Source organism: Kroppenstedtia guangzhouensis (genome assembly GCF_014637345.1).
In the GTDB taxonomy this organism is placed as follows: domain Bacteria; phylum Bacillota; class Bacilli; order Thermoactinomycetales; family DSM-45169; genus Kroppenstedtia; species Kroppenstedtia guangzhouensis.
Genome location: NZ_BMEX01000004.1, coordinates 171513 through 190419 on the forward strand (window position 1 = coordinate 171513; position 18907 = coordinate 190419).

Here is an 18907-nt window from a genome sequence, read left to right on the forward strand (position 1 = left end):
ATGTTACAACTGGAGAAATTGACCCATTCATATCCCTCCCCGGAAGGGATGCGGCAAGTGGTGGACGGCATCGATCTGACGGTGGAGATGGGGGAATTTGTCAGCATCATCGGTCCCAGCGGGTGCGGGAAAAGCACCCTGTTCAATCTGATCAGCGGACTGGAACGCCCATCGGCGGGCCGGGTTCTGATCGGGGGGATGGATATCACCGGCTGCACCGGTCATGTCAGTTACATGCCCCAGAAGGATTGTCTGTTTCCCTGGCGAACCGTGCTGGAAAACGTCACCCTGGCTGTGGAAGTGGCCGGGGGAAAAAAACAAGATGCCCGGCATCGGGCGGAAGAGCTTTTTCCCGTCTTTGGATTGGAGGGATTCGCCCATGAATATCCCGCCCGTCTCTCCGGGGGGATGCGACAACGGGCGGCGCTTCTGCGGACGGTGATGGCTGATCAGGAGCTGTGGCTGCTGGATGAGCCGATGGGGGCCCTGGACGCTCTCACCCGGGAACGGATGCAGGATTGGCTGTTGGGCATCCTGAAGCGGTTTCCCCGTACGGTTCTATTCATCACTCACAGTATCGACGAAGCGATCTATCTCTCCGACCGGGTGGTGGTCCTCACCCCTCGCCCGGCCCGGACCCGGGCGATTCTGAATGTGGAACTTCCCCGCCCTCGACGACGGGAGCAGATGGCAACGGAAGCTTTCCTCCGCCATAAACAATGGCTGTGGGAGAAACTGAACCCAGATATGTGAACCCGGCCACCCTTTTTGGGGTGGCTTTGTATTCCGTCTGCTGCAGTCTCCGGATGGTCTTCAAAATCATCCTCAATTCAAGAGGGAACATGCCGACTTCTACGGGGTAGACCCGATTCATGCAGTGGGGGCGTTGAAAAACCGACCTCTGATCCGGGGGATTCCGCTGCCGGCAGATCTGATTCTGATGCGGCAGCCAAAGAGTTTGAGATTTACCGAATCATACACATGTGCCTGAGATGTTTTCATTCGGGTGCATGTGTGGTTTTATTGAGAAATAAAGTCAGTTTTGCGCTATAATATATCTGTTATCAAGAGTTGGAGGAATTCGTGGTACTCCCGGTGTTGAGGGGAGCTTTTTTAATGGTCGCATGTAGTTCCCCCGACTGGGATATACAGAAGATGAGGTGGTTGTATGATGAATGATCACAAGACCCGCAAGTCCACATCGGGGGAATTCGGAAGCGAGACGGATCGACGGGAAAAGCAGACGGTTTCCCCCGAGACGGAGAAAACCTATACAGCCGCCATGCAGCCTTCCGTTCCCGGCGGCAGAACCTCCACCAACAAATTGGGTGCAGTCCTGCAAAGGGAGCCGAAACCCAGCCTTGGGGAGCAAGAAGAGAAGGGGTCCATCGACTTTTCAAAACCCTTGTGGCAATCCATGATCATCTTCTTTATTCCGTTGATGCTCAGCAATATTTTGCAATCCCTTGGGGGAACGGTCAGTTCGGTCCTGTTGGGGAGAGGGTTGGGGGAACATGCGTTGGCCGCCGCCAGTGCCATCTTTCCCTTGACATTCCTGTTGATCTCCTTGGTGATCGGGCTGGGCAGTGCCAGTTCCGTATTGATCGGGCAAGCTTATGCCGGCCGCAACTGGGAACGGATGAAAGCCACTGTGGGAACCTCCCTCACCTTTGCTCTGTTGTCGGGGCTCGTCTCCGCCGTGATCGGTAATCTGTTTCTGTATGATCTGTTGAAACTGATCGGAATTCCGGCGGAAATCATGGAGGAGGCGGCCCGGTTTGGGCGGGTTCTCTTCAGTGGGTTGCCCATCCTCTTTCTCTATATCATCTACACTACGTTCTTGCGGGGGACCGGTGATTCCAAGACACCCTTTTACTTTTTGTTGATCAGCACCGCCTTGACGATTCTATTGACCCCGGCCTTCCTGTTCGGCTGGATCGGGTTTCCCAGGCTGGGAATCGAAGGAGCCGCCATGGCCAATGTGATCGCATCCCTGATCACTTTAATCCTGTTGATCATATATTTGCGCTGGACGAAACACATCTTGGCATTGGATCGGACGACCATCAAAAAATTGCGCCTCGACCCGTCGATCCTGAAACTGATGATCGGAATCGGACTGCCCACTGGTGCACAGATGATTTTTATCTCCGCATCGGAGATCGCCATCGTCTCCTTTGTCAACCGGTTTGGGGCTCATGCCACAGCCGCGTACGGAGCGATCAACCAGGTGATCAACTATGTTCAGATCCCGGCGATGAGCTTAGGGATCGCCATCGGCATCTTCGGTGCCCAACTGATCGGTTCCAACCGGCAACACCGGTTGCCGGAATTGATTAAAAACACAGTGGTCCTCAACTATGTGATCGGTCTGGCCCTGACGGGTCTGGTCTATCTGTTCAGCCGGCCGCTCCTGTCCTGGTTTTTGACCGATCCCGATACCCTGGATGTGGCGGAAATCTCATTGTATATCACTCTGTGGTCCTTCATCATTTTGGGCAATGTCATCATTCTCACGGGATTGATGCGATCCAGCGGAACCGTATTCTGGCCCACCCTGATCGGAATTTTGTCGATCATTCTGGTGGAGGTTCCCGCCGCTTACATCCTCTCTCACACCGTCGGTCTGCAAGGAGTGTGGATGGCTTATCCCATCTCCTTCAGTTTCAATCTGTTGGCTCAGTATCTTTACTATCGCCTGTATTGGAAGAATCGCACTCATCAGCGTTTCTTCGAGGAACCGGAAGGCTCCCTCACATAAGAAAACCGGGTGGATTTAATTGATTGAAATGGCTGGTCATCCACGTTATGATGGGAAAAGAATCTAGGTTTTTCGACAGCAGACGAAGGGGGAAAAACCGGATGGGAAAGAAAAAACAGGCCAAATCCAACCGGATGCAAAATCTGACCCTGGTGACCGTGATCGTTCTCTTTCTCGGATTGGGTGTGTTCGCCCTGGTGAACAACATCATCGGCGGGAACAAAGAGACGGGGGAACCCGGTCAGGAGGCGAAGGTGGATGAGAAGGTGTTTGTCTATGATAAACAGCCTGTTTTGGGAAACAGGGATGCACCGGTCAGGATCGTGGAGTTTGGTGACTATAAATGTCCCACCTGTAAAAAGTTTGCAGAAGAAATCTACCCCAAGTTGAAAAAGGATTACCTGGACAACGACAAAGCGGGTTTCTACTTCATCAACAATCAATTTCTCGGTAAAGATTCCATTACAGCGGGAATCGCCGGAGAAGCCGTCCATGAGCAAAACCCGGAAATCTTCTGGAAGTTTCATGATGCGATCTTTGAACATCAAGGGAATGAGAGTGAAGCTTGGGCTACCAAGGACTTTTTGGTGAAACTGGCCAAACAGGCGGCACCGGGGATTGACTACGACAAGTTGGAGCAGGCGATCGATAAGGAAACATACAAGCAACAGGTCGAACAGGACAAGGCGATTGCCGTCCAGTCCGGAGTCCGTTCGGTACCCACCCTGTTTATCAATGGGAGGCCGGTGCCCGACAGTTTTGATTACGAAGGGATCAAAAAGATGATCGAAGAAGAACTGAAAAAAGCCAAATAACCTTTCAAGGGAGAAGTGAGTTGTGTCCTGGGTCAAAACCTACAACCTTTATCTGGCATGGTTGGTGGCATTGATTGCCATGGGGGGTAGCCTTTGGTTCAGCGAGGTGGCGGGATATGTCCCTTGCGAATTGTGTTGGTATCAGCGGATCCTGATGTATCCTCTCGCGTTGATTCTGGGAATTGCCAGTTATCGTGGGGACCGGTCAGTCACAGCTTACGCATTGCCTTTCAGCATCATCGGTGCCGGTGTTTCACTCTTTCACTATGCCCAACAGAAGGTTCCGGGGATGGCGGACGTGGCAGGGTGCACCCAAGGGGTTCCCTGCAGCGGACAGTATATCAATTGGCTCGGTTTCATCACCATCCCATTTTTGGCATTGACGGCGTTCATCCTGATTTTGTCTTTGTTGTGGATTGGACGGAGAAAAGCGGACTAAAGTGACCGGGTGCCTCCTTTCGGGGCACCCTTTATTTTTGAAAGCGGACATTTTACCAATTTATTGGAAATCATTGAACCTAGAAGATCACTTTTGATACATTGATTTTACAAAACCGGGACAGATGTGCAGAACAAACAAAAGATAAAGGAGAGGTCGCGGTGAGCGATGCATTACTCTTGTATGTATTACGTGTGATCGATCTGGACAGAAGTCTGACCTTTTACCGGGATATGCTGAGATTCAATCCCGTCTCATACGATCCTGAACAACGGACAGCCCGGCTGTTAACCCCGGATGGCGTAACCCTGTTTTTGACCGCTGATCCGGAGCTGGATGTGGCTGCTCTGTTGAGACGGGAGGGAGCCGTCAGGCCCGGGGAGACTCCAGTGCCTCCGGAGGAAGAGGGGGAGACAGAGTCACCTGTGGCCCCTCCACCGAAAAGGGAGTTGGAGACCGGTGGTGAGGAGCCTGTCGATCTGAGGGTGACCCCGGGATCTGAGCCAGAGTCATCCCCGCCCTTTTACGAGATTCGGGAAGTGGACAAAGAGGGGGCACTCCATTTCCCCGGTGAGGATTTGTTGGTTTCCCAAGAGCGGTTGGCCGCCTTTGGAATTCCCGACTTGCTGCTGGAGGAAACCCCCGGGGTGGAGCAAGTGCTCAAAATGCAAGACCCCGATGGATATCGGGTGTTCCTTCATGAGAGTCTGCGCCTGCCCGATGAAGAGGTGATTGCTCTCTATCGCAAGGGGCCCGATTTACTGGAGGGAGCGATTCTGGGCTTGGAGGAGGAGGAGTTGGATCTGAAAACACCGGGGGGAGAGTCCCTTCGGCAACTGGTCCTGCAAATCGTCGACTTCGATTTGGAAATGATGCAAAGGGTCAAATGGGCCATGGCTGAAAATGGCCGCTCCTACACCATCCCCCTCTATCAACCGGATGAATGGGCGCATGCGCTTCGGTATGACAGTCGATCCGTTCAAGTGGAGGTCCATCTGTTTCGTCTGTTGCGGGAACACATCCTGCATCAGGTGGAAGCGGTTCCCGAAGCGATGGATCATCATTTGGTTTCTGAACAGGGGAGTGTGGAGGTTCGCACCATGCTTCAGGTGGTGGCGGAAACTGCCCGGGAGCAGATCCAGACGATCCTGAACACTCGGCATCACTATGGTAAATGAGGGATACGGATACGAAACCCGGTCCGGGACGGGCCGGGTTTTCATTTTTGATTCTCTTTCCGCAGTTGTCGGTTGACCGTTTCACGGCTCAGCCCCACCAGTTGCCCGATCTCTTCCTGTGTGAGGAGTTGTTCCACCGGCTGTCCTCGGAAGTGACGGGATAACCATTCACGGAACAGGGAGATCCGGTCCCGGGTGGGTGCGGTGACAAAGGCCATCCGTTGTTGAACAAGCCGGAGGGTGTTCTGAAGGGAGAGCGCCACCTCCCGGTATTGGGCCGGATCCTGTTCGAGATTTTTATACCAGGATTGGGCGGGGATGGGTTTCACTTGGCTGTCGGTGACGGCGATACAAGTGGCAAAGTAGGGTTGCGGGCTGATCAGGGAGTGATGAGGGAACATCTCTCCCGGAACCAGCAGATTGAACAGAAGGGAGGAACCGTCGGGCCGGATCCGGACCACTTTGAGCAGGCCACTTTCCAGACGGTACAGGTTTCCGATCTCCCCCTGTCGGAACAGAATTTCTCCCCGATGCAGTTGCAAGTGGTTTCACCTCATTGTCAAAGTTGATGTGCTTGAAATCACAGCGGGGAAAACCTTCCCTCGGTTATGTTGGAAATGGAAAGAATGATTTCAACCAAACACAAGGGGGCGCAGATTATGCTGGATTCAAAAACGATGGAGATCATCAAGAGTACTGCTCCGGTTTTGAAACAACAGGGTGCCATGATCACCCGCCGGTTTTACCAACGGATGTTTTCCCGCCACCCCGAATTGTACAACATTTTTAACCGTTCCAACCAGCGGGAGGGGAAACAGCCCCAGGCCCTGGCAGATACAGTGTATGCGGCGGCGGCCCATATTGACCGCCTGGAGGAGATTCTGCCGGTGGTGGAGCGGGTTGCTCATAAACACCGTGCTCTGGGGGTTCTTCCGGAACATTATCCCATCGTCGGGGAGAACCTCCTGTGGGCGATCGGTGATGTTCTGGGAGAAGCGGCCACGGATGAAGTAATCGACGCCTGGGAAAAAGCTTACAACGCCATTGCCGAGGTTTTCATCCAAGTGGAGGAGCGGATGTATGAAACAGCCCGCAAACAGCCTGGCGGTTGGGACGGGTTCCGGGAGTTCATAGTGGATCGCAAGGTGAAGGAGAGTGAAGTGATCACATCCTTCTATCTCAAACCCCGGGACGGGGGTTCGTTGCCCCTTTTCCAACCCGGACAGTATATCACGGTCAAAGTCCAGATTCCAGGGGATGACTATGTTTCTCTCCGTCATTACACTCTTTCCGATTCCCCGGGCCAAGAGACCTTCCGGATCAGTGTGAAGCGGGAGGACGGTGGAGAAGGAAAACCGGCAGGGGCAGTCTCCACCTATCTGCACCGGAATGTCCAAGAAGGGGATACAGTGGAATTGACGGCACCGGCCGGGGACTTTACCCTGAAACGGGAAGGAGCGGACCCGATCATTCTTTTGAGCGGGGGAGTGGGGTTGACTCCGATGGTCAGCATGCTGACCACTTTGGCGGAGGAACAGGCCGATCGCGATGTTACCTATATCCATGCGGCTCTCAACGGAGATGTCCACGCCATGAGGGATTACACAGACAAGCTGGTGAAAGAACATCCCCGCTTCCGCTCCTTTGTATGCTATGAGCAGCCGACGGAACAGGACCGGCTGGAAGGCCGGTTTGATAAGGAGGGCTTTATTGACGGTCCTTGGCTGCAAAGTATTCTGCCTGACAATCGGGGAGATTTCTACCTCTGCGGACCGCTTTCTTTCATGAAAGCGATGTACCGGATATTGAAGGAATGGGGAGTGGAAGAAGATCGGATTCACTACGAAGTCTTCGGTCCCACCCATCACCTGGATGAATCTCAGCAGGTGACCCCCGTGGCGGCGATCTAAATGATCATCTGAAACGAAAATTTTTCACCCCGGCCTCCCGCCGGGGTTTTTCAGTCGATTCGGCTTGGGATGAGGATGGGAGTTTGATGCCATGATAAAACCCAAATCCCTGCCAAAGGTGTGAGTTGGATGCTGGAGATTGTGCTTCGGGCGTTGATCACGTTTCCGGTTTTGCTTTTGTTGACCCGCCTGATGGGGAAAAAGCAAATGAGTCAATTAACTTTTTTCAACTATGTCACCGGAATCACTATCGGTACGATTGCCGCTTCGATGACGATCGATCGGGATGTTCCCTTTCTTCACAGTCTGACGGGACTGATCAGCTGGGTGTTATTAACGATTTTGGCCACCTGGCTCACCCTCAATTCCCATCGGGCCCGAGTGGTCTTGGATGGAGGTCCCACTTTGGTCATTAAAAAAGGGAAAATCCTGAAGAGGTCCTTGAAATCTTTACGTCTCAATATGGAAGATTTGGGAATGATGTTGCGGGAGAAAGACATCTTTTCGATCGCCGATGTGGAGACGGCGGTGTTTGAGGCCAACGGAAAACTGTCCGTGATCAAAAAGCCGGGAAAGCAAGGAGCAACCAAGGAAGATCTGGGGGTGGCCCTCGTGCAGCCTAAATATATTCCCACCAATTTGGTGGTGGACGGGCAAATCCTGCAACGAAATCTGCAGGAGCTCAACTTGTCCCCCGGTTGGCTGGAGACGCAGCTGAAGCAAGCCGGCACCTCCCTGGATCAGGTGTTCTACGCCCAAATCAAAAGCGACGGAACCCTTTACATCGACAAACGACAGGATCCGGCCCGGCCCACACCATAACCGATTCCCCCGAGACCAGCTCTCTGTTGAAAAAACGGGCTGGGGTCCCGCCAGCAATTTATAAAAAGTGTACGCTAAGAGGAAAATGGGAGGAGAATTTCCGCTGCTCTCTACTCAAAGACAAAGCCCCGCCAATGGCAAGGGGCTTCGGTGTTTTATGTAAAGTCACGAAGGAAACCCGCGGGAGTGTAGAGGGAAAAATACTCCCGGATCTCCTCCGTTCCGTGTGAAAATCCATGTCGCCGGTGACGAGGATATCCGGTTGGGCAAGGATCGCCGAGACCAAGATAGGACGGTCCTTCTCATCCTGGATCGGAGGAGCCTAAGTTGGTAGTGTCTGATGGGGCATAACTCCAGGCGTGATAGATACTGATCCCACAGAGGGATTTTATCCGGGAACCGGCGGTTAATCACCCGGGAGGCTTCCGAAATGGTGTAACTGCAAATCATCAGGTGATGATCCTCCATCAGATGATCCACCAGTTGATAGGGTCCCGTCAGCAATTTGAGAAAATCCTACGTTAAGCCGACGATCGGTGAAAATTTCTCTCCGATTGCTACTCTAAGAGTCTGGAAGCGAAATGAATACAGTGGAAAAAGGAAAATCGTACGCTTAAATCAATTTTTTAGCAATCCCGGGAAGGATTTTTTCGGATTCTTGCATAATAGGTTCATTGAACCGAAAATATCCAATGAAGGGATTAGATTGAAAAAAGCGCAGTCCAAAATCCTACTGGTGTTTTCTTTGACATTGGCCATCAGCTCTTTGTTTACCTTTCCAGGTGTAACATTTGCTACCCCGGATTTTTCCAAAGGTACGGCAACTCAGGCATCCTGTGGTTGTTGTTCGGAAGGTAAAACGGTACCTGACGGATCTCCGGCTAAAACTGTTAAAACGATAAGTGAACCCAGCAAAGAAATTATCGATTTGGCGAAAGAGTCTTTGCAATCCGCTGCTTCTCAGAGTCATTATCAGGTTGAAGAATTTAACTGGGATGGAATCCAAGTCACCGTGAGCGGCCTCGTTATCCATTCACTTTTTATCGCCTTTGGGCGGGGGAGGGTTTGTCCACCCTGGGAGGTGCCTTTGGAACCTTGGCCAACGGGTGGGTATTATTTGAGTTGACGGGATCGGAAACAGCCCTCAGCACCCTGTGGATTCTCTATTTCCTGCCGTCCCTGGTGGTCCAGTTGGCCGCGGGGTCTTATCTGGACCGCTGGAGACGGACCCGAATCCTCTTTTGGTCTCACGGACTCCGGGGGATGCTGTTTCTTTTTCCGGCTGCCTTGTGGTGGGCAGGTGCTCTGGAACCTTGGCACCTCTACGGGGTATCCGCCGTCTCCGGAGTGATCCAGGCGGTCTATGCTCCCGCCAGCTTGGCGGCGATTCCCTCCGTGGTCCCTTCGATGTTGCTGCAAGGGGCTAATGCCCGGTTGGACGGAACCTTCCGCCTGCTGTCCATGCTGGGTCCGGTGATCGGAGGCGGAGTGGTGGCGGCCTGGGGACCGACTCTCACCTGGGCGGCCGTCGTCTGTTCGTTTCTGGGAGGAGCGTCGTTGCTGGCGGGAATAAAGGAGGAGCGTCCCCCCCGACAGCCGCAAGGGACTACCTGGGTGAAACAGTTTCAGGAAGAGATTGATATTTTCCGCAACCAAAGTATCTTCTGGGTGCTCGCCCGCTTTCTGGCGGTGGTCCAGCTGGGGGTCGGGGTGCTGATGGTGCTGGGTCTTCCCTTTGTGTCCCGGGAACTGGAGAGGGGGCGCAGCCGCCTATGGCTGGTTTGCGGCAGGTTTTCCCCTGGGATATGCCCTCGGCTCTCTGCTCCTTTCCCGGATGGGGCCACCGGTCCACCTGCAGCGGGTGATGCTGGGCGCCAATCTGCTGGGCGGTCTCACTTTTGTCGGGCTTTCCCTGGCGGGAAATATCGGGATTGCCGTGGTGCTGGAGATCATCGCCGGGATGAGTGCCCCCTTTTTTCATGTTTACTCCACCACGCTCTTTCAGAAACTGGTCCCTCCGCCGGATGGAAGCCAAGGGAAAAAGTCCCCGAGGTGGGAGTCGGGATGAAGGTGGAGGAAGGGCTGCAGGAGAGTTACCGCAAACGTCTGTATTAAAAAAATTCCTCCGAAATTGCTTCCGGAGGAATCCCCATTCACTGCAATTGTCACTCATCCCTGGACCGGCGGTGTCCGGGATAGGGAGGACGATGCGGATAGTGGGGATGGTAGGGATGGTAGGGGTGGTACGGATAATAATGGTGGGGAGAATAATAGTGAGGGTAATAGGGGTACCGCGGATAATAGGGGGGATAATACTGAGAAATGTCGGCTCCGTTCATGAACCCCGGGGATGAGGCGATATGGGCTTCAGAGCAGGGGAAAGAATAGGAGGCCGTCCAGCCGCCGTAGGGTGTCGGCTGGGGGGAAGCTCCCGGTGGTTGCCAATATCCCTGATCATACCCGTACTGGTTGACTGAGGCATCGGGCCATCCGTTCCCATAGGGGTCCCACCCGTTTTCCGTTGACACTTTTTCCTGCCCGGCAGGGGTCTGGGCCTGTTCTCTTTCTTTTTTCTCCTGGTCCGCCACGTTGCTTCTCCTCCTTTTTTTGCAATAAAGGGTGTACAGTAGAAATGTATGTGAGAACGACCGGTTCTTGTTTGTCCCATTGGAAGTCGGAAGAGTTTTTCGATGGGCTTCTTTATACCATATTTTTTATCATAGAATGCAAGTGGGAGGGAGAACATGCTGCTCACGATCACCGCAGAGCAGTTTCGCCGTCCTGGCCCTGGAGAGCGAGCCAGTGGCCCCCCGGTTGTAGAGTCTGTCGTCAGGGAAAAATATCCCCCGCCGAACAGTATAGGATAAAAGGTGCCGCACTTTGGCGGAGGGAAAGGGGTGTTGGAGGTTGATCCTTCGGGAGCGGGAAGATCGATTCATCTTGATCCGCCAACATGACCATGGGAGGATCTCGGGAGATTTTGCCGATCGTTGGAAGGAGCCGATCGACAGGTCCACACGGATCGGGATCCGGTTCCATGATGTGGGCTGGGAAGCCTTGGATCGGGAGGTGCGATGGAATCCGGCGACGGGGAAGCCTTATTCCTTCGAAGACTACCCCCTGGACGAAAAACTTCCCTCCTATACAGCGGGGGTGGACCGGGTGGAGGCGAAGGATCTCTTTGCCGGCTGTATCTGCAGCATGCACTTTGTTTCCTTTTTTACCGATCTAAAGGAGCCGGAGGCGATCCGGTTTGTGGAGCGGGAGCAGGCCCGGCAGAAGCGGTTGATCGCCGCGATGGGGGAAGGGGAGCGGAAAAAGCTGAAGGGAAGTCTGGGGCTGTTGAAGCTGTGCGATGACCTCTCCCTCTTCCTCTGTCTGAACGAGCCGGGTCAAAACGAGCACCCCTGGTACCGGGAGGGATTTCGTCGGGAAGGTGAGTTTCTGCAACCGGTCTGGGAAGCGAGGGATCAGTTGCGAATCGATCCCAGTCCCTTCAGATGCTCCTTCGAAGTGAGGATTCCGTATCAGATGGTGGCCCGGGACAGACAGTTTCTGGAGCATGGAACTTATCGGATTCGCATCCTCAATCGGGGATGAGGAATCCAGTTTTACCTGGACATCGGTAGTGTGGACTGTTATCCTGAAAGGGATGTAAATCGATTACAGGAGGGATTTCCCTGTGTTAGCGTCCATCCGACTCCGTTTTTTTTCTTTGAGCCGCTAATTGAATAGCTCAAAGGCTCTGCCTGTGTGCAGAGTAAACGGGATCGGTCTGCCCATTTTCAGGGAAACCCTTTATATAGTTGAATAATTCAAAGGGGGGCCATCTGCCCTCCTTTTTTGGGTGTTCACCCGGATCGGGAAGTCCTCTTTGCCAAGAAGAACAGCTGGTTTTGCGTCGTGGCAAAACAAGTGTTCTATTGGCTTTTTGCAACTCTCCGTTACTCAAAACACAGGCAGACTGCCTGTGTTTTTTAATGGAACGGAGGGTGAAAATGAACAGAGATTACCGACGACATCCAAAGAAGCAAAGGCATAAAGAGGGAGCTAACTTTCCAGGTCAGCACCTGATGCATAACAAGGGTTTGATCAAGGAATTGATCAAAATATCCGGAGTCAATCGACGGGATCTCGTCCTCGAGATCGGTGCGGGAACCGGCAATCTGACCTTGCCTCTGGCTGAAAAATCGAAGAAGGTTCTGGCAGTGGAGAACGATCCTGTTTTTGCGGAAAAGTTGCAACGAAAGATCAAACTGGATTCAAATATCGAGGTGATTCAACGGAATTTTTTACAGATGAATCTCCCGCGGGTGCCCTTCAGTGTTGTTGCCAACATTCCTTACTCCATCACCACTCCGATCCTGGGGAAGCTCTTCGATCAACCGGGGCTTCCGATCCGGCGGGCTGTACTGGTTGTGGAGAAGGGAGCGGCCAAGCGCTTTACTGCTGATCCGATCACCAATCCGCGCATCCTGAAATGGAGAATGTGGTTTGAGATGAAGATGGGACGAACCATCCCGCCGAGAAATTTCTCGCCGCCACCCCGTGTCGATTCTGCCATCCTGATCCTGCAGCGCAAGGATCAACCTGTGGTCGCCCTGCACCACCATTCCCGATTCATGGCTCTGGCCACATATGGACTGAAGTCTCCACACCTGTCTGTCCCCCTGGCTCTGAAGGGGGTGTTTACCCCACCCCAATTGAAACATTTGCTGAGGCACTTAAAGATGGACCGGGACACCCCGATCTGTTCGCTGACAGAAGACCAGTGGGGGGTGGTGTTCAATACGATGATACAGGTTGTTCCGCCTTTTCGCTGGCCCAAGTGAAAAATCGGAAAAGGGGGCGTCTTAAAAAATCCCGGGGCACCTCTGATTGGATCGACTTGGTATAATGGGGGTGCAAAACATCCGTCCGGTCCGACAAGGAAACAGAGGGGGACCGGTTTCCCTGTGACGGGGTCCGTGGTCCCAATAAGCGCAAGGGGGAGGAAAAACAGGATGCTCCGAGCGGTGATCTTTGATTTTGACGGTTTGATTCTGGATACGGAGACAGCCGGTTACCGGACCTTTGTGGACATGTTTGCAGCGTATGATGTACAACTGCCTTTGGATCTGTGGGCCCGGGTGATCGGCAGTTCGGACCATCATGATGAGATTTATGACTATCTGGAAGCCTGCACAGGTCACAGTTTGGACAGGAAAGCCCTGGAGAGGGAACGCGCGGAGAAAAAACTGTCCCTCATCGCCCGGGAGAAAGCCTTGCCCGGAGTCCGAACCGTGTTGGAACAGGCCGACAAGCTGGGATGGAAAATCGGGTTGGCCTCCAGTTCCGATCGGGCATGGGTGGAGGGACACCTGGAGAAGTTGGGCCTGCGGCATTATTTTGCATGTCTTTGCAACCGGGAGGATGTGGAGCGGACCAAGCCCGACCCGGCCTTGTATCTGCAGGCGGCAAAATGTCTCGGGGTGGAACCTTCGGAGGCGGTCGCCCTGGAGGATTCACCCAATGGGGCTTTGGCCGCCAAAAGGGCGGGCATGCGATGCATCATCGTCCCCAACCGGGTTACCCGTCATCTCCCCTTTGGTGAGGTGGATCTCCGATTGTCCAGCCTGGAGGAACTGAATCTGGGGGAATGGGCGAACCGGATGAACCGGAAACTGCCTGTCAGCCCGGAGAGGAGGAGCAATCATGAAAGTTATCGGATTTAACCATGTGACCATCCGCGTGTCTGATCTGCAACAGTCTCTGGGTTTTTACCGGGAGATTCTCGGGATGGATCTGATTCACCAGGGACGTCGGGATGTCTATCTGGAATGGGGAACCGCCTGGGTCTGTCTGATGGAGAAGAAAGGGGAACGGAGAGACGACATGGCCGGGCTGGGGGTGGATCATGTCGCCTTCACCATCGCCGAAGAGGATTTCGATGAAGCTGTAGAGAAACTGCGAGAACACCGGGTGACGATCCTCCGGGGGCCGATGGAACGGGGCGGAGGACGGGTGATCAACTTTCTCGACCCGGATGGAGTCCAACTGGAGCTGTACACGGGAAGCTTGGAGGAACGGATGAAAGTTTGGGAGTAGGGAAGAAAGGGGGAAGGTTCCTTGAGGTGGAAATGGGTTTCCCTGATCATCTTTTTTATGATCAGTTTCGGGGGAGCTGGACTGAGAGCATCGATTACGGATATGGGGCCGGGATCTTGGTACGATCAGTTGCAGAAACCGTGGTTTCACCCACCAACGGGGGCCTTCCGGCCGGTCTGGATTCTTCTTCACTTTTTAATGGCGGTCTCCGGATGGCGGGTCTTTCAGCAACGGAGTTCGGCCGAACGGAGGTACGCCCTGCTGTTTTGGATGGTCCAGTTGGCTCTGCTCCTGCTGTGGACCGGCCTCTTTTTCTCCCACCATCTGACCGGAGGGGCGCTGTTGGAAAGCCTGGTGCTTTGGTTTTTCATCGGTTCTTTTGTGATCGCCGCTTGGAGTGTCGACCGGGTCGCTTCCATCCTGTTTCTGCCCTACTGGGCCTGGATCACTTTCACCGCATTGTTGAATCTGGCTATCTGGTGGCGGAACTGATCAACCAATTCGTCGGTCATCCACCCTGTCATCTGATGATCCACCATCTTCCGGCTCTCTCCGATATCTCGTACAAAAACAGGCGACGGGAAAAGTCCGTCGCCTATTTGTATTCTTGACAGGAATCCGCCGAGTATCAGACAAAAGTGGCGATGCGATCCAGAGAATGCCGGTGGTGAGGACGCCCTGGTTCCGTTCCTTTGCCCAGAGCCACTAACGCCGCGATTCGGACATGGTCCGGTAGTTGGAAGAGAGCCTTTACTTTCTCGGGATCAAACCCCAACATGGCGGAGGTGTCATACCCTTTTTCCTGGGCGGCGAGCAGCAGGAATCCCAAACTTATGTAGGTTTGCGCCACCGCCCATTGACCCCGCTGCTCCACGCTTTGGGAACCGAAGGTGTTTTGGATGGTGTTGACCAGATGATCCTTTTGTTCCTCGGACATTTCAGGATGGGCAAACTCCCGGGGATTGGCGAGCACATCCTCCATGTCACTGGCCACCACAATCACTGCCGGGGCATTTCCTACCTGCTTTTGGTTGTTGGCCGCTTCTCGGAGCTTCGATTTTTTATCCGGGTGGGTCACCACAATAAAGCGCCATGGCTGAACATTCCAGGCGCTGGGAGCCAGACTCGTCAGGCGGAGGATTTCTTCCAGGTCGGCCCGGGGAATGGGTTCTTGAACATACTGACGGATACTGCGTCGGTTTTGGATCGCTTCTGAAACGGATTTCAATCGGATGCTCCTCCTTTTACAATCAACGGATGGTTTTCTGTGATCATTATATATCAGTGTAACAACGAAACGTAACGGAAAACTCAGGTCCCGACCGACCAGGAGCTTCCGGGGGTCTCTCCATTGTCCTGTCCACAGAACATGGGGTAAAATGAAGTCCATTTCATGGACAGGGAGGGAGCAGCGGTTGGATGATACACTTCAAACCGCTCGCAGAGTGGCGGCGGAGACGGCGACGGCGGCGGGGCGCCTCGCCAGGGAACGGTTTTTCGGCGGATGGACCCGACGGGAAAAAGGGAACCGGGGGGACTGGGTGACGGATGTGGATTTGAAAGCGGATCATCTCATCGTGGACCGGATCCGGCAACACTTTCCGGATCATCAAGTGAGGAGCGAGGAGCAGGGAACCGTCGGTCCGGAGAGCGATTGGCTCTGGTATGTGGATCCGCTGGACGGGACCAACAATTATGCCATGGGACTTCCCGTCTACGGGGTGAGTATCACATTGCTTCACCGACGCCGGCCGGTATTGGGTGTCATCTATGATTCCCCGCTGGACCGGTTGTACATCGCGGAAAAAGGAAAAGGAGCCCAATGCGGGGAGGCTTCTCTCCAGGTGAACAAGGGTGACTCCCTTGCCAAGATGACAGTGGGCTGGATCCAGGGACACCAAGTGGGGAATGATCCCGCCGCCGGGATCTTGAGACAACTGATGGACCGAAAATTTAAACGGGTCCTGCGGCTGTGGGCTCCTTCACTTCTGTGGTGCATGTTGGCCCGGGGGGATTTGGACGGGATCATCCTGTATAACTCCGAAGGGGAGAATCTCTACGTGGGTCTCCTGATGGCCAAAGAAGCGGGAGCCACTGTGGTTGATTACCAGAGAAACTCTTTCACCGTGATGGATCCCGAACCTTATCTGATCGCCTGTCATCCGGAGTACAAAGAAGAGTTTCTCGCCCTGATCAGTGACAAAAGAGAGGGGGATGCAAGGGATGTTTGCACAGAGGGTGAGGGATGAGGTGAGTCTCCGCTGGTTGGAGCCGCACCATGGTGAAGCGCTGTTTCGTCTGATCGACGCCAGCCGGGAACATCTCCGTCCTTGGTTTCCCTGGGTGAATTCCACGCGGGAACCGAAGGACACAGAGGAGTTTATCCGTGGGGCCCTTCGCGGGGTGGCCGAGGGGCGTGAGGCCCATTTCGGGATCTGGGTGGATGGACAGATCGCCGGGGTGACGGGGGCCCATACCATCCATCGGCTCAATCGCCACGCCGAGATCGGGTACTGGCTGGGACAAGACTTCGAAGGAAAAGGGATGATGACCGCCTCTGTCGGAGTCCTGCTGGATTATCTGGTGGAGGAGAGAGAGATTCATCGGATCGAAGCCCGCTGTGCGGCAGGCAATGACCGCAGCCGCCGGGTGATGGAACGTCTCGGCATGCGCCGGGAAGGGGTCCTCAGGGAAGGGGAATGCCTGGCGGACGGCACCTGTGACGATACATTGATTTACGGGATCCTGGCTTCGGAGTGGAAGGGGAGGAGGGGTGCCCGATGATTCGATGGGAACCTTTAACCCCGGCGGATTTCCCCCGTCTGATTCAGTGGAGTGGTTCCCCCGAACTTCTCATGCAATGGGCGGGTCCCCGCTTTCATTATCCCTTGGATGAAACCCAGCTGGCGAAACACTTGAAAGGAAACGAGGGGGAAGGACCGGAACGCCTCAATTTCAAGGCAGTGGAAATCGGGACTGAAGAGATGGTCGGCCACATCGAATGCAACCGGATTGACCGTTCCAACGTTACATCCAGACTGTCCAGGGTGTTGCTCAATCCCGTTCGCAGGGGCGGCGGGTTGGGAACAGCCATGGTTCGGGAGGCGGTTCGTTACGGATTTGAGGAATTGGATCTCAACCGGTTGGAACTGGTTGTGTTCGACTTCAATCGCTCCGCCATTCGTTGCTATGAGCGGGTTGGCTTTCAATTGGAAGGAACTCTGCGGGAAGCACGCAAGTCGGGAGATGAATACTGGAATCCGTGTATCATGAGTCTTCTGAAACGGAAAGCCGGCCGAGGGTTGTAAAATATGTGACGGATAGGCTCGAAACGGCTTATTGACTTGTGTTAAATTTGATTTTATCAGCTATTGTCCGAGCCGCTAAGGAGGGGAATCAAGTGGGGGATTTTGATGCTTCCCGATTCATGAAGTTTAAGGCAGAACCCTTTAACGCCAAAGGTTCAGAGCCGCTAAAAAACGCGGTGGGAGCCGGTGCGCTGAAAGAAGAGGATATTGTGATGGTGGTGGAACGGGGCGGCGAACGACTCTCTTTCTGGATGTACCAGATGGCCACTCACCATGTGGCTCAGGGGAGTCTGGGTGGGTTACCCTATCTGGTGAACTACTGTGCTCTCTGTCAAAGTGCAACCGCCATGGTTCCCGTCATCGACGGCGAGGTGTATCATTTTTCCTGCGCGGGGATTTTCAACGGAATGGCCATCCTGGAGGACCGGGAGACGGGATCTTACTGGAACGTTCATGGAGAGTGTGTCGAAGGTCCTTTAAAAGGGCAGAAGATGGAGAGTCTGCTCCTGGGGCAGATGACGGCGGGACAAGCGCTGAAACAGTGGCCCGATATTTCCTTGGCTTTGCCGGAGCAAACCTGGGTCCAACGTTGGCTCATGCAACCGGTGAAAAACTTCTTTGGACGGTATGGATTCTTCCCCCCCTTTATCAAAAAGACGCTGGTCCGGCGGGATACCCGACTTCCGGACATGATGAGTGGAGTGGGAATTATAACTGAGAAAACAAAAAGGTTTTACCCGCTTCAGGAAATTAAAAAGGCCGGCGGGAAAATCCGGGATACCCTGGAGGGTCGCCCGCTGGCGTTATCAGTTGATGAAAAGGGGTTCCCGGAAGTCCATTATGAAGACACCGAAGATCCGATGGATGCTCCCCAGCACTTATTCACCCGGTGGTATGGTTTTGCACTCACATATCCAGGTTGTGCAATATACGGTGAAGATGAATCATCAACAACCCCATGATGAACCGGCCGCTCCCCATGAGGAGCGGCCGGTTCATCATGACCGGGGTTAGTCGTAGTCTCAGAAAGATGGGTAAGCGGAATCCCCGAATCCACCGATTCCGGGGAAACCGACGCCGGGATACCTCCCGTACCCTCCATACCAGGGATATCCATACCCACCACCGAAGGCACCGTATCCGCCAGATCCCCCGTAACCTCCATATAAGGGGAATCTCCCGTGCCTGCCGTATCCTCCGTAACCGCCAAAGGGGTCTCCGTATCCGCCGAAAGGTGTGCCCCATCGGTATCCTCCGTATTGGGAAGTGATCGCATACGCACCGGCAGTGGCGGGATCAGCTTGAGCACCGTTCATTTTTGTCACCTCCCATCGTCAATAACGATATATCCTATTCCCAATCCTTTTGGGTGCTTGTCCCGGGAGGAATCCATGAAGCATCGGCGAAATGAAAAAAAGAGTGGAAGGGAGGGGTTGAGAATCCAGGAGCGGGTTGGTTATTGTACCGATTGTGGCAGGTCGGTGGATTGCCTGGATGGATTTTTAAACGGAGTGATTTTCGGGGATGGCCGGTTGCGCTGTTTTCCTTGTGACGAAAAGAATAAGGAAAAAGACGATCCCATGTAAG

23 protein-coding genes are annotated in these 18907 nt (G+C 53.9%); 19 read left to right on the forward strand and 4 right to left on the reverse strand.

Annotated elements, in window-relative coordinates; genetic code table 11:
* The 5 genes from IEV46_RS07380 (at window position 1) to IEV46_RS07400 (ending at window position 5193) form a co-directional block, all read left to right on the forward strand.
* Window positions 1–753 (forward strand): ABC transporter ATP-binding protein, encoded by a 753-nt coding sequence (locus IEV46_RS07380; protein WP_188431498.1) that lies wholly within the window; start codon window positions 1–3, stop codon window positions 751–753.
* Window positions 754–1417: 664 nt separating this feature from the next.
* Complete coding sequence (locus tag IEV46_RS07385) at window positions 1418–2761, forward strand: MATE family efflux transporter (protein ID WP_229735992.1); 1344 nt, start codon at window positions 1418–1420, stop codon at window positions 2759–2761.
* Between the two features lie 101 nt (window positions 2762–2862).
* Window positions 2863–3576 carry a DsbA family protein gene (locus IEV46_RS07390; protein WP_188431500.1) on the forward strand — a complete coding sequence of 238 codons (714 nt, stop codon included), beginning with the start codon at window positions 2863–2865 and terminating at the stop codon, window positions 3574–3576.
* 22 nt (window positions 3577–3598) lie between these two features.
* Window positions 3599–4015: a disulfide oxidoreductase gene (locus IEV46_RS07395; RefSeq protein ID WP_188431502.1), complete on the forward strand. Its 417-nt coding sequence runs from the start codon at window positions 3599–3601 to the stop codon at window positions 4013–4015.
* A 161-nt stretch (window positions 4016–4176) separates the two neighbouring features.
* Entirely contained in the window at window positions 4177–5193 is a 1017-nt protein-coding gene (locus IEV46_RS07400; RefSeq protein ID WP_188431505.1) for a VOC family protein, read from the forward strand.
* Between the two features lie 41 nt (window positions 5194–5234).
* On the opposite strand, the gene IEV46_RS07405 is transcribed toward IEV46_RS07400, so the two are convergent.
* Entirely contained in the window at window positions 5235–5735 is a 501-nt protein-coding gene (locus IEV46_RS07405) for a Crp/Fnr family transcriptional regulator (RefSeq protein ID WP_188431507.1), read from the reverse strand.
* A gap of 117 nt (window positions 5736–5852) precedes the next feature.
* Here IEV46_RS07405 and hmpA point away from each other — a divergent pair, with 117 nt between their 5' ends.
* The 4 genes from hmpA to IEV46_RS07425 all read left to right on the forward strand — a co-directional run bounded on the left by hmpA (window position 5853) and on the right by IEV46_RS07425 (window position 10040).
* A complete protein-coding gene (gene hmpA, locus IEV46_RS07410; protein WP_188431509.1) occupies window positions 5853–7103 on the forward strand; it encodes an NO-inducible flavohemoprotein in 1251 nt (416 codons plus the stop codon).
* 129 nt (window positions 7104–7232) lie between these two features.
* Window positions 7233–7925, forward strand: a complete 693-nt coding sequence (locus tag IEV46_RS07415; RefSeq protein ID WP_188431511.1) for a DUF421 domain-containing protein — start codon at window positions 7233–7235, stop codon at window positions 7923–7925.
* A gap of 706 nt (window positions 7926–8631) precedes the next feature.
* A complete protein-coding gene (locus IEV46_RS07420) occupies window positions 8632–9051 on the forward strand; it encodes a hypothetical protein (RefSeq protein ID WP_188431513.1) in 420 nt (139 codons plus the stop codon).
* Window positions 8991–10040 (forward strand): MFS transporter, encoded by a 1050-nt coding sequence (locus IEV46_RS07425; protein ID WP_188431515.1) that lies wholly within the window; start codon window positions 8991–8993, stop codon window positions 10038–10040. The genes IEV46_RS07420 and IEV46_RS07425 overlap by 61 nt, the downstream gene beginning before the upstream one ends.
* Before the next feature lie 50 nt (window positions 10041–10090).
* Here the strand turns inward: IEV46_RS07425 and IEV46_RS07430 are convergent, their stop codons facing one another.
* Window positions 10091–10513 (reverse strand): hypothetical protein, encoded by a 423-nt coding sequence (locus tag IEV46_RS07430; RefSeq protein ID WP_188431517.1) that lies wholly within the window; start codon window positions 10511–10513, stop codon window positions 10091–10093.
* A gap of 319 nt (window positions 10514–10832) precedes the next feature.
* On the opposite strand from IEV46_RS07430, the gene IEV46_RS07435 reads away from it, so the two are divergent.
* From IEV46_RS07435 to IEV46_RS07455, 5 genes are all read left to right on the forward strand, one after another.
* The gene (locus IEV46_RS07435; RefSeq protein ID WP_188431519.1) at window positions 10833–11525 is read left to right on the forward strand and encodes a DUF3891 family protein; all 693 of its coding nucleotides are present in this window, start codon (window positions 10833–10835) and stop codon (window positions 11523–11525) included.
* A gap of 398 nt (window positions 11526–11923) precedes the next feature.
* Window positions 11924–12757, forward strand: a complete 834-nt coding sequence (gene erm / locus IEV46_RS07440; protein WP_188431521.1) for a 23S ribosomal RNA methyltransferase Erm — start codon at window positions 11924–11926, stop codon at window positions 12755–12757.
* Window positions 12758–12928: 171 nt separating this feature from the next.
* Complete coding sequence (locus IEV46_RS07445; protein WP_188431523.1) at window positions 12929–13639, forward strand: HAD family hydrolase; 711 nt, start codon at window positions 12929–12931, stop codon at window positions 13637–13639.
* Window positions 13620–14012, forward strand: coding sequence for a VOC family protein (locus IEV46_RS07450; protein WP_188431525.1), 393 nt, complete (start codon window positions 13620–13622; stop codon window positions 14010–14012). Before IEV46_RS07445 ends, IEV46_RS07450 begins: the two co-directional genes overlap by 20 nt.
* Window positions 14013–14033: 21 nt before the next feature.
* A complete protein-coding gene (locus tag IEV46_RS07455) occupies window positions 14034–14504 on the forward strand; it encodes a TspO/MBR family protein (RefSeq protein WP_188431527.1) in 471 nt (156 codons plus the stop codon).
* Between the two features lie 136 nt (window positions 14505–14640).
* Here IEV46_RS07455 and IEV46_RS07460 read toward each other — a convergent pair whose 3' ends face one another.
* Window positions 14641–15240: a nitroreductase family protein gene (locus IEV46_RS07460; protein ID WP_188431529.1), complete on the reverse strand. Its 600-nt coding sequence runs from the start codon at window positions 15238–15240 to the stop codon at window positions 14641–14643.
* Between the two features lie 187 nt (window positions 15241–15427).
* On the opposite strand from IEV46_RS07460, the gene IEV46_RS07465 reads away from it, so the two are divergent.
* From IEV46_RS07465 to IEV46_RS07480, 4 genes are all read left to right on the forward strand, one after another.
* Entirely contained in the window at window positions 15428–16261 is an 834-nt protein-coding gene (locus IEV46_RS07465) for an inositol monophosphatase family protein (protein WP_229735961.1), read from the forward strand.
* Window positions 16236–16796 carry a GNAT family N-acetyltransferase gene (locus IEV46_RS07470; RefSeq protein ID WP_188431533.1) on the forward strand — a complete coding sequence of 187 codons (561 nt, stop codon included), beginning with the start codon at window positions 16236–16238 and terminating at the stop codon, window positions 16794–16796. The genes IEV46_RS07465 and IEV46_RS07470 overlap by 26 nt, the downstream gene beginning before the upstream one ends.
* Window positions 16793–17320: a GNAT family N-acetyltransferase gene (locus IEV46_RS07475; RefSeq protein WP_188431535.1), complete on the forward strand. Its 528-nt coding sequence runs from the start codon at window positions 16793–16795 to the stop codon at window positions 17318–17320. Before IEV46_RS07470 ends, IEV46_RS07475 begins: the two co-directional genes overlap by 4 nt.
* A gap of 92 nt (window positions 17321–17412) precedes the next feature.
* Entirely contained in the window at window positions 17413–18282 is an 870-nt protein-coding gene (locus IEV46_RS07480) for a DUF3179 domain-containing (seleno)protein (protein WP_188431537.1), read from the forward strand.
* Between the two features lie 60 nt (window positions 18283–18342).
* Here the strand turns inward: IEV46_RS07480 and IEV46_RS07485 are convergent, their stop codons facing one another.
* Window positions 18343–18636, reverse strand: a complete 294-nt coding sequence (locus tag IEV46_RS07485) for a hypothetical protein (protein WP_229735962.1) — start codon at window positions 18634–18636, stop codon at window positions 18343–18345.
* Window positions 18637–18711: 75 nt separating this feature from the next.
* Here IEV46_RS07485 and IEV46_RS07490 point away from each other — a divergent pair, with 75 nt between their 5' ends.
* The gene (locus tag IEV46_RS07490; protein ID WP_188431915.1) at window positions 18712–18906 is read left to right on the forward strand and encodes a hypothetical protein; all 195 of its coding nucleotides are present in this window, start codon (window positions 18712–18714) and stop codon (window positions 18904–18906) included.
* Window position 18907 lies beyond the last annotated feature (1 nt).

What these genes read in the sequence shown, in the direction of transcription:
- IEV46_RS07380 (WP_188431498.1), top strand. Translation starts at nt 1, where the DNA reads ATGTTACAACTGGAGAAATTGACCCATTCATATCCCTCCCCGGAAGGG.
- IEV46_RS07385 (WP_229735992.1), top strand. Translation starts at nt 1,418, where the DNA reads ATGATCATCTTCTTTATTCCGTTGATGCTCAGCAATATTTTGCAATCC.
- IEV46_RS07390 (WP_188431500.1), top strand. Translation starts at nt 2,863, where the DNA reads ATGGGAAAGAAAAAACAGGCCAAATCCAACCGGATGCAAAATCTGACC.
- hmpA (WP_188431509.1), top strand. Translation starts at nt 5,853, where the DNA reads ATGCTGGATTCAAAAACGATGGAGATCATCAAGAGTACTGCTCCGGTT.
- IEV46_RS07415 (WP_188431511.1), top strand. Translation starts at nt 7,233, where the DNA reads ATGCTGGAGATTGTGCTTCGGGCGTTGATCACGTTTCCGGTTTTGCTT.
- erm (WP_188431521.1), top strand. Translation starts at nt 11,924, where the DNA reads ATGAACAGAGATTACCGACGACATCCAAAGAAGCAAAGGCATAAAGAG.
- IEV46_RS07445 (WP_188431523.1), top strand. Translation starts at nt 12,929, where the DNA reads ATGCTCCGAGCGGTGATCTTTGATTTTGACGGTTTGATTCTGGATACG.
- IEV46_RS07450 (WP_188431525.1), top strand. Translation starts at nt 13,620, where the DNA reads ATGAAAGTTATCGGATTTAACCATGTGACCATCCGCGTGTCTGATCTG.
- IEV46_RS07470 (WP_188431533.1), top strand. Translation starts at nt 16,236, where the DNA reads ATGTTTGCACAGAGGGTGAGGGATGAGGTGAGTCTCCGCTGGTTGGAG.
- IEV46_RS07475 (WP_188431535.1), top strand. Translation starts at nt 16,793, where the DNA reads ATGATTCGATGGGAACCTTTAACCCCGGCGGATTTCCCCCGTCTGATT.
- IEV46_RS07485 (WP_229735962.1), bottom strand. Translation starts at nt 18,636, where the DNA reads ATGAACGGTGCTCAAGCTGATCCCGCCACTGCCGGTGCGTATGCGATC.
- IEV46_RS07490 (WP_188431915.1), top strand. Translation starts at nt 18,712, where the DNA reads ATGAAGCATCGGCGAAATGAAAAAAAGAGTGGAAGGGAGGGGTTGAGA.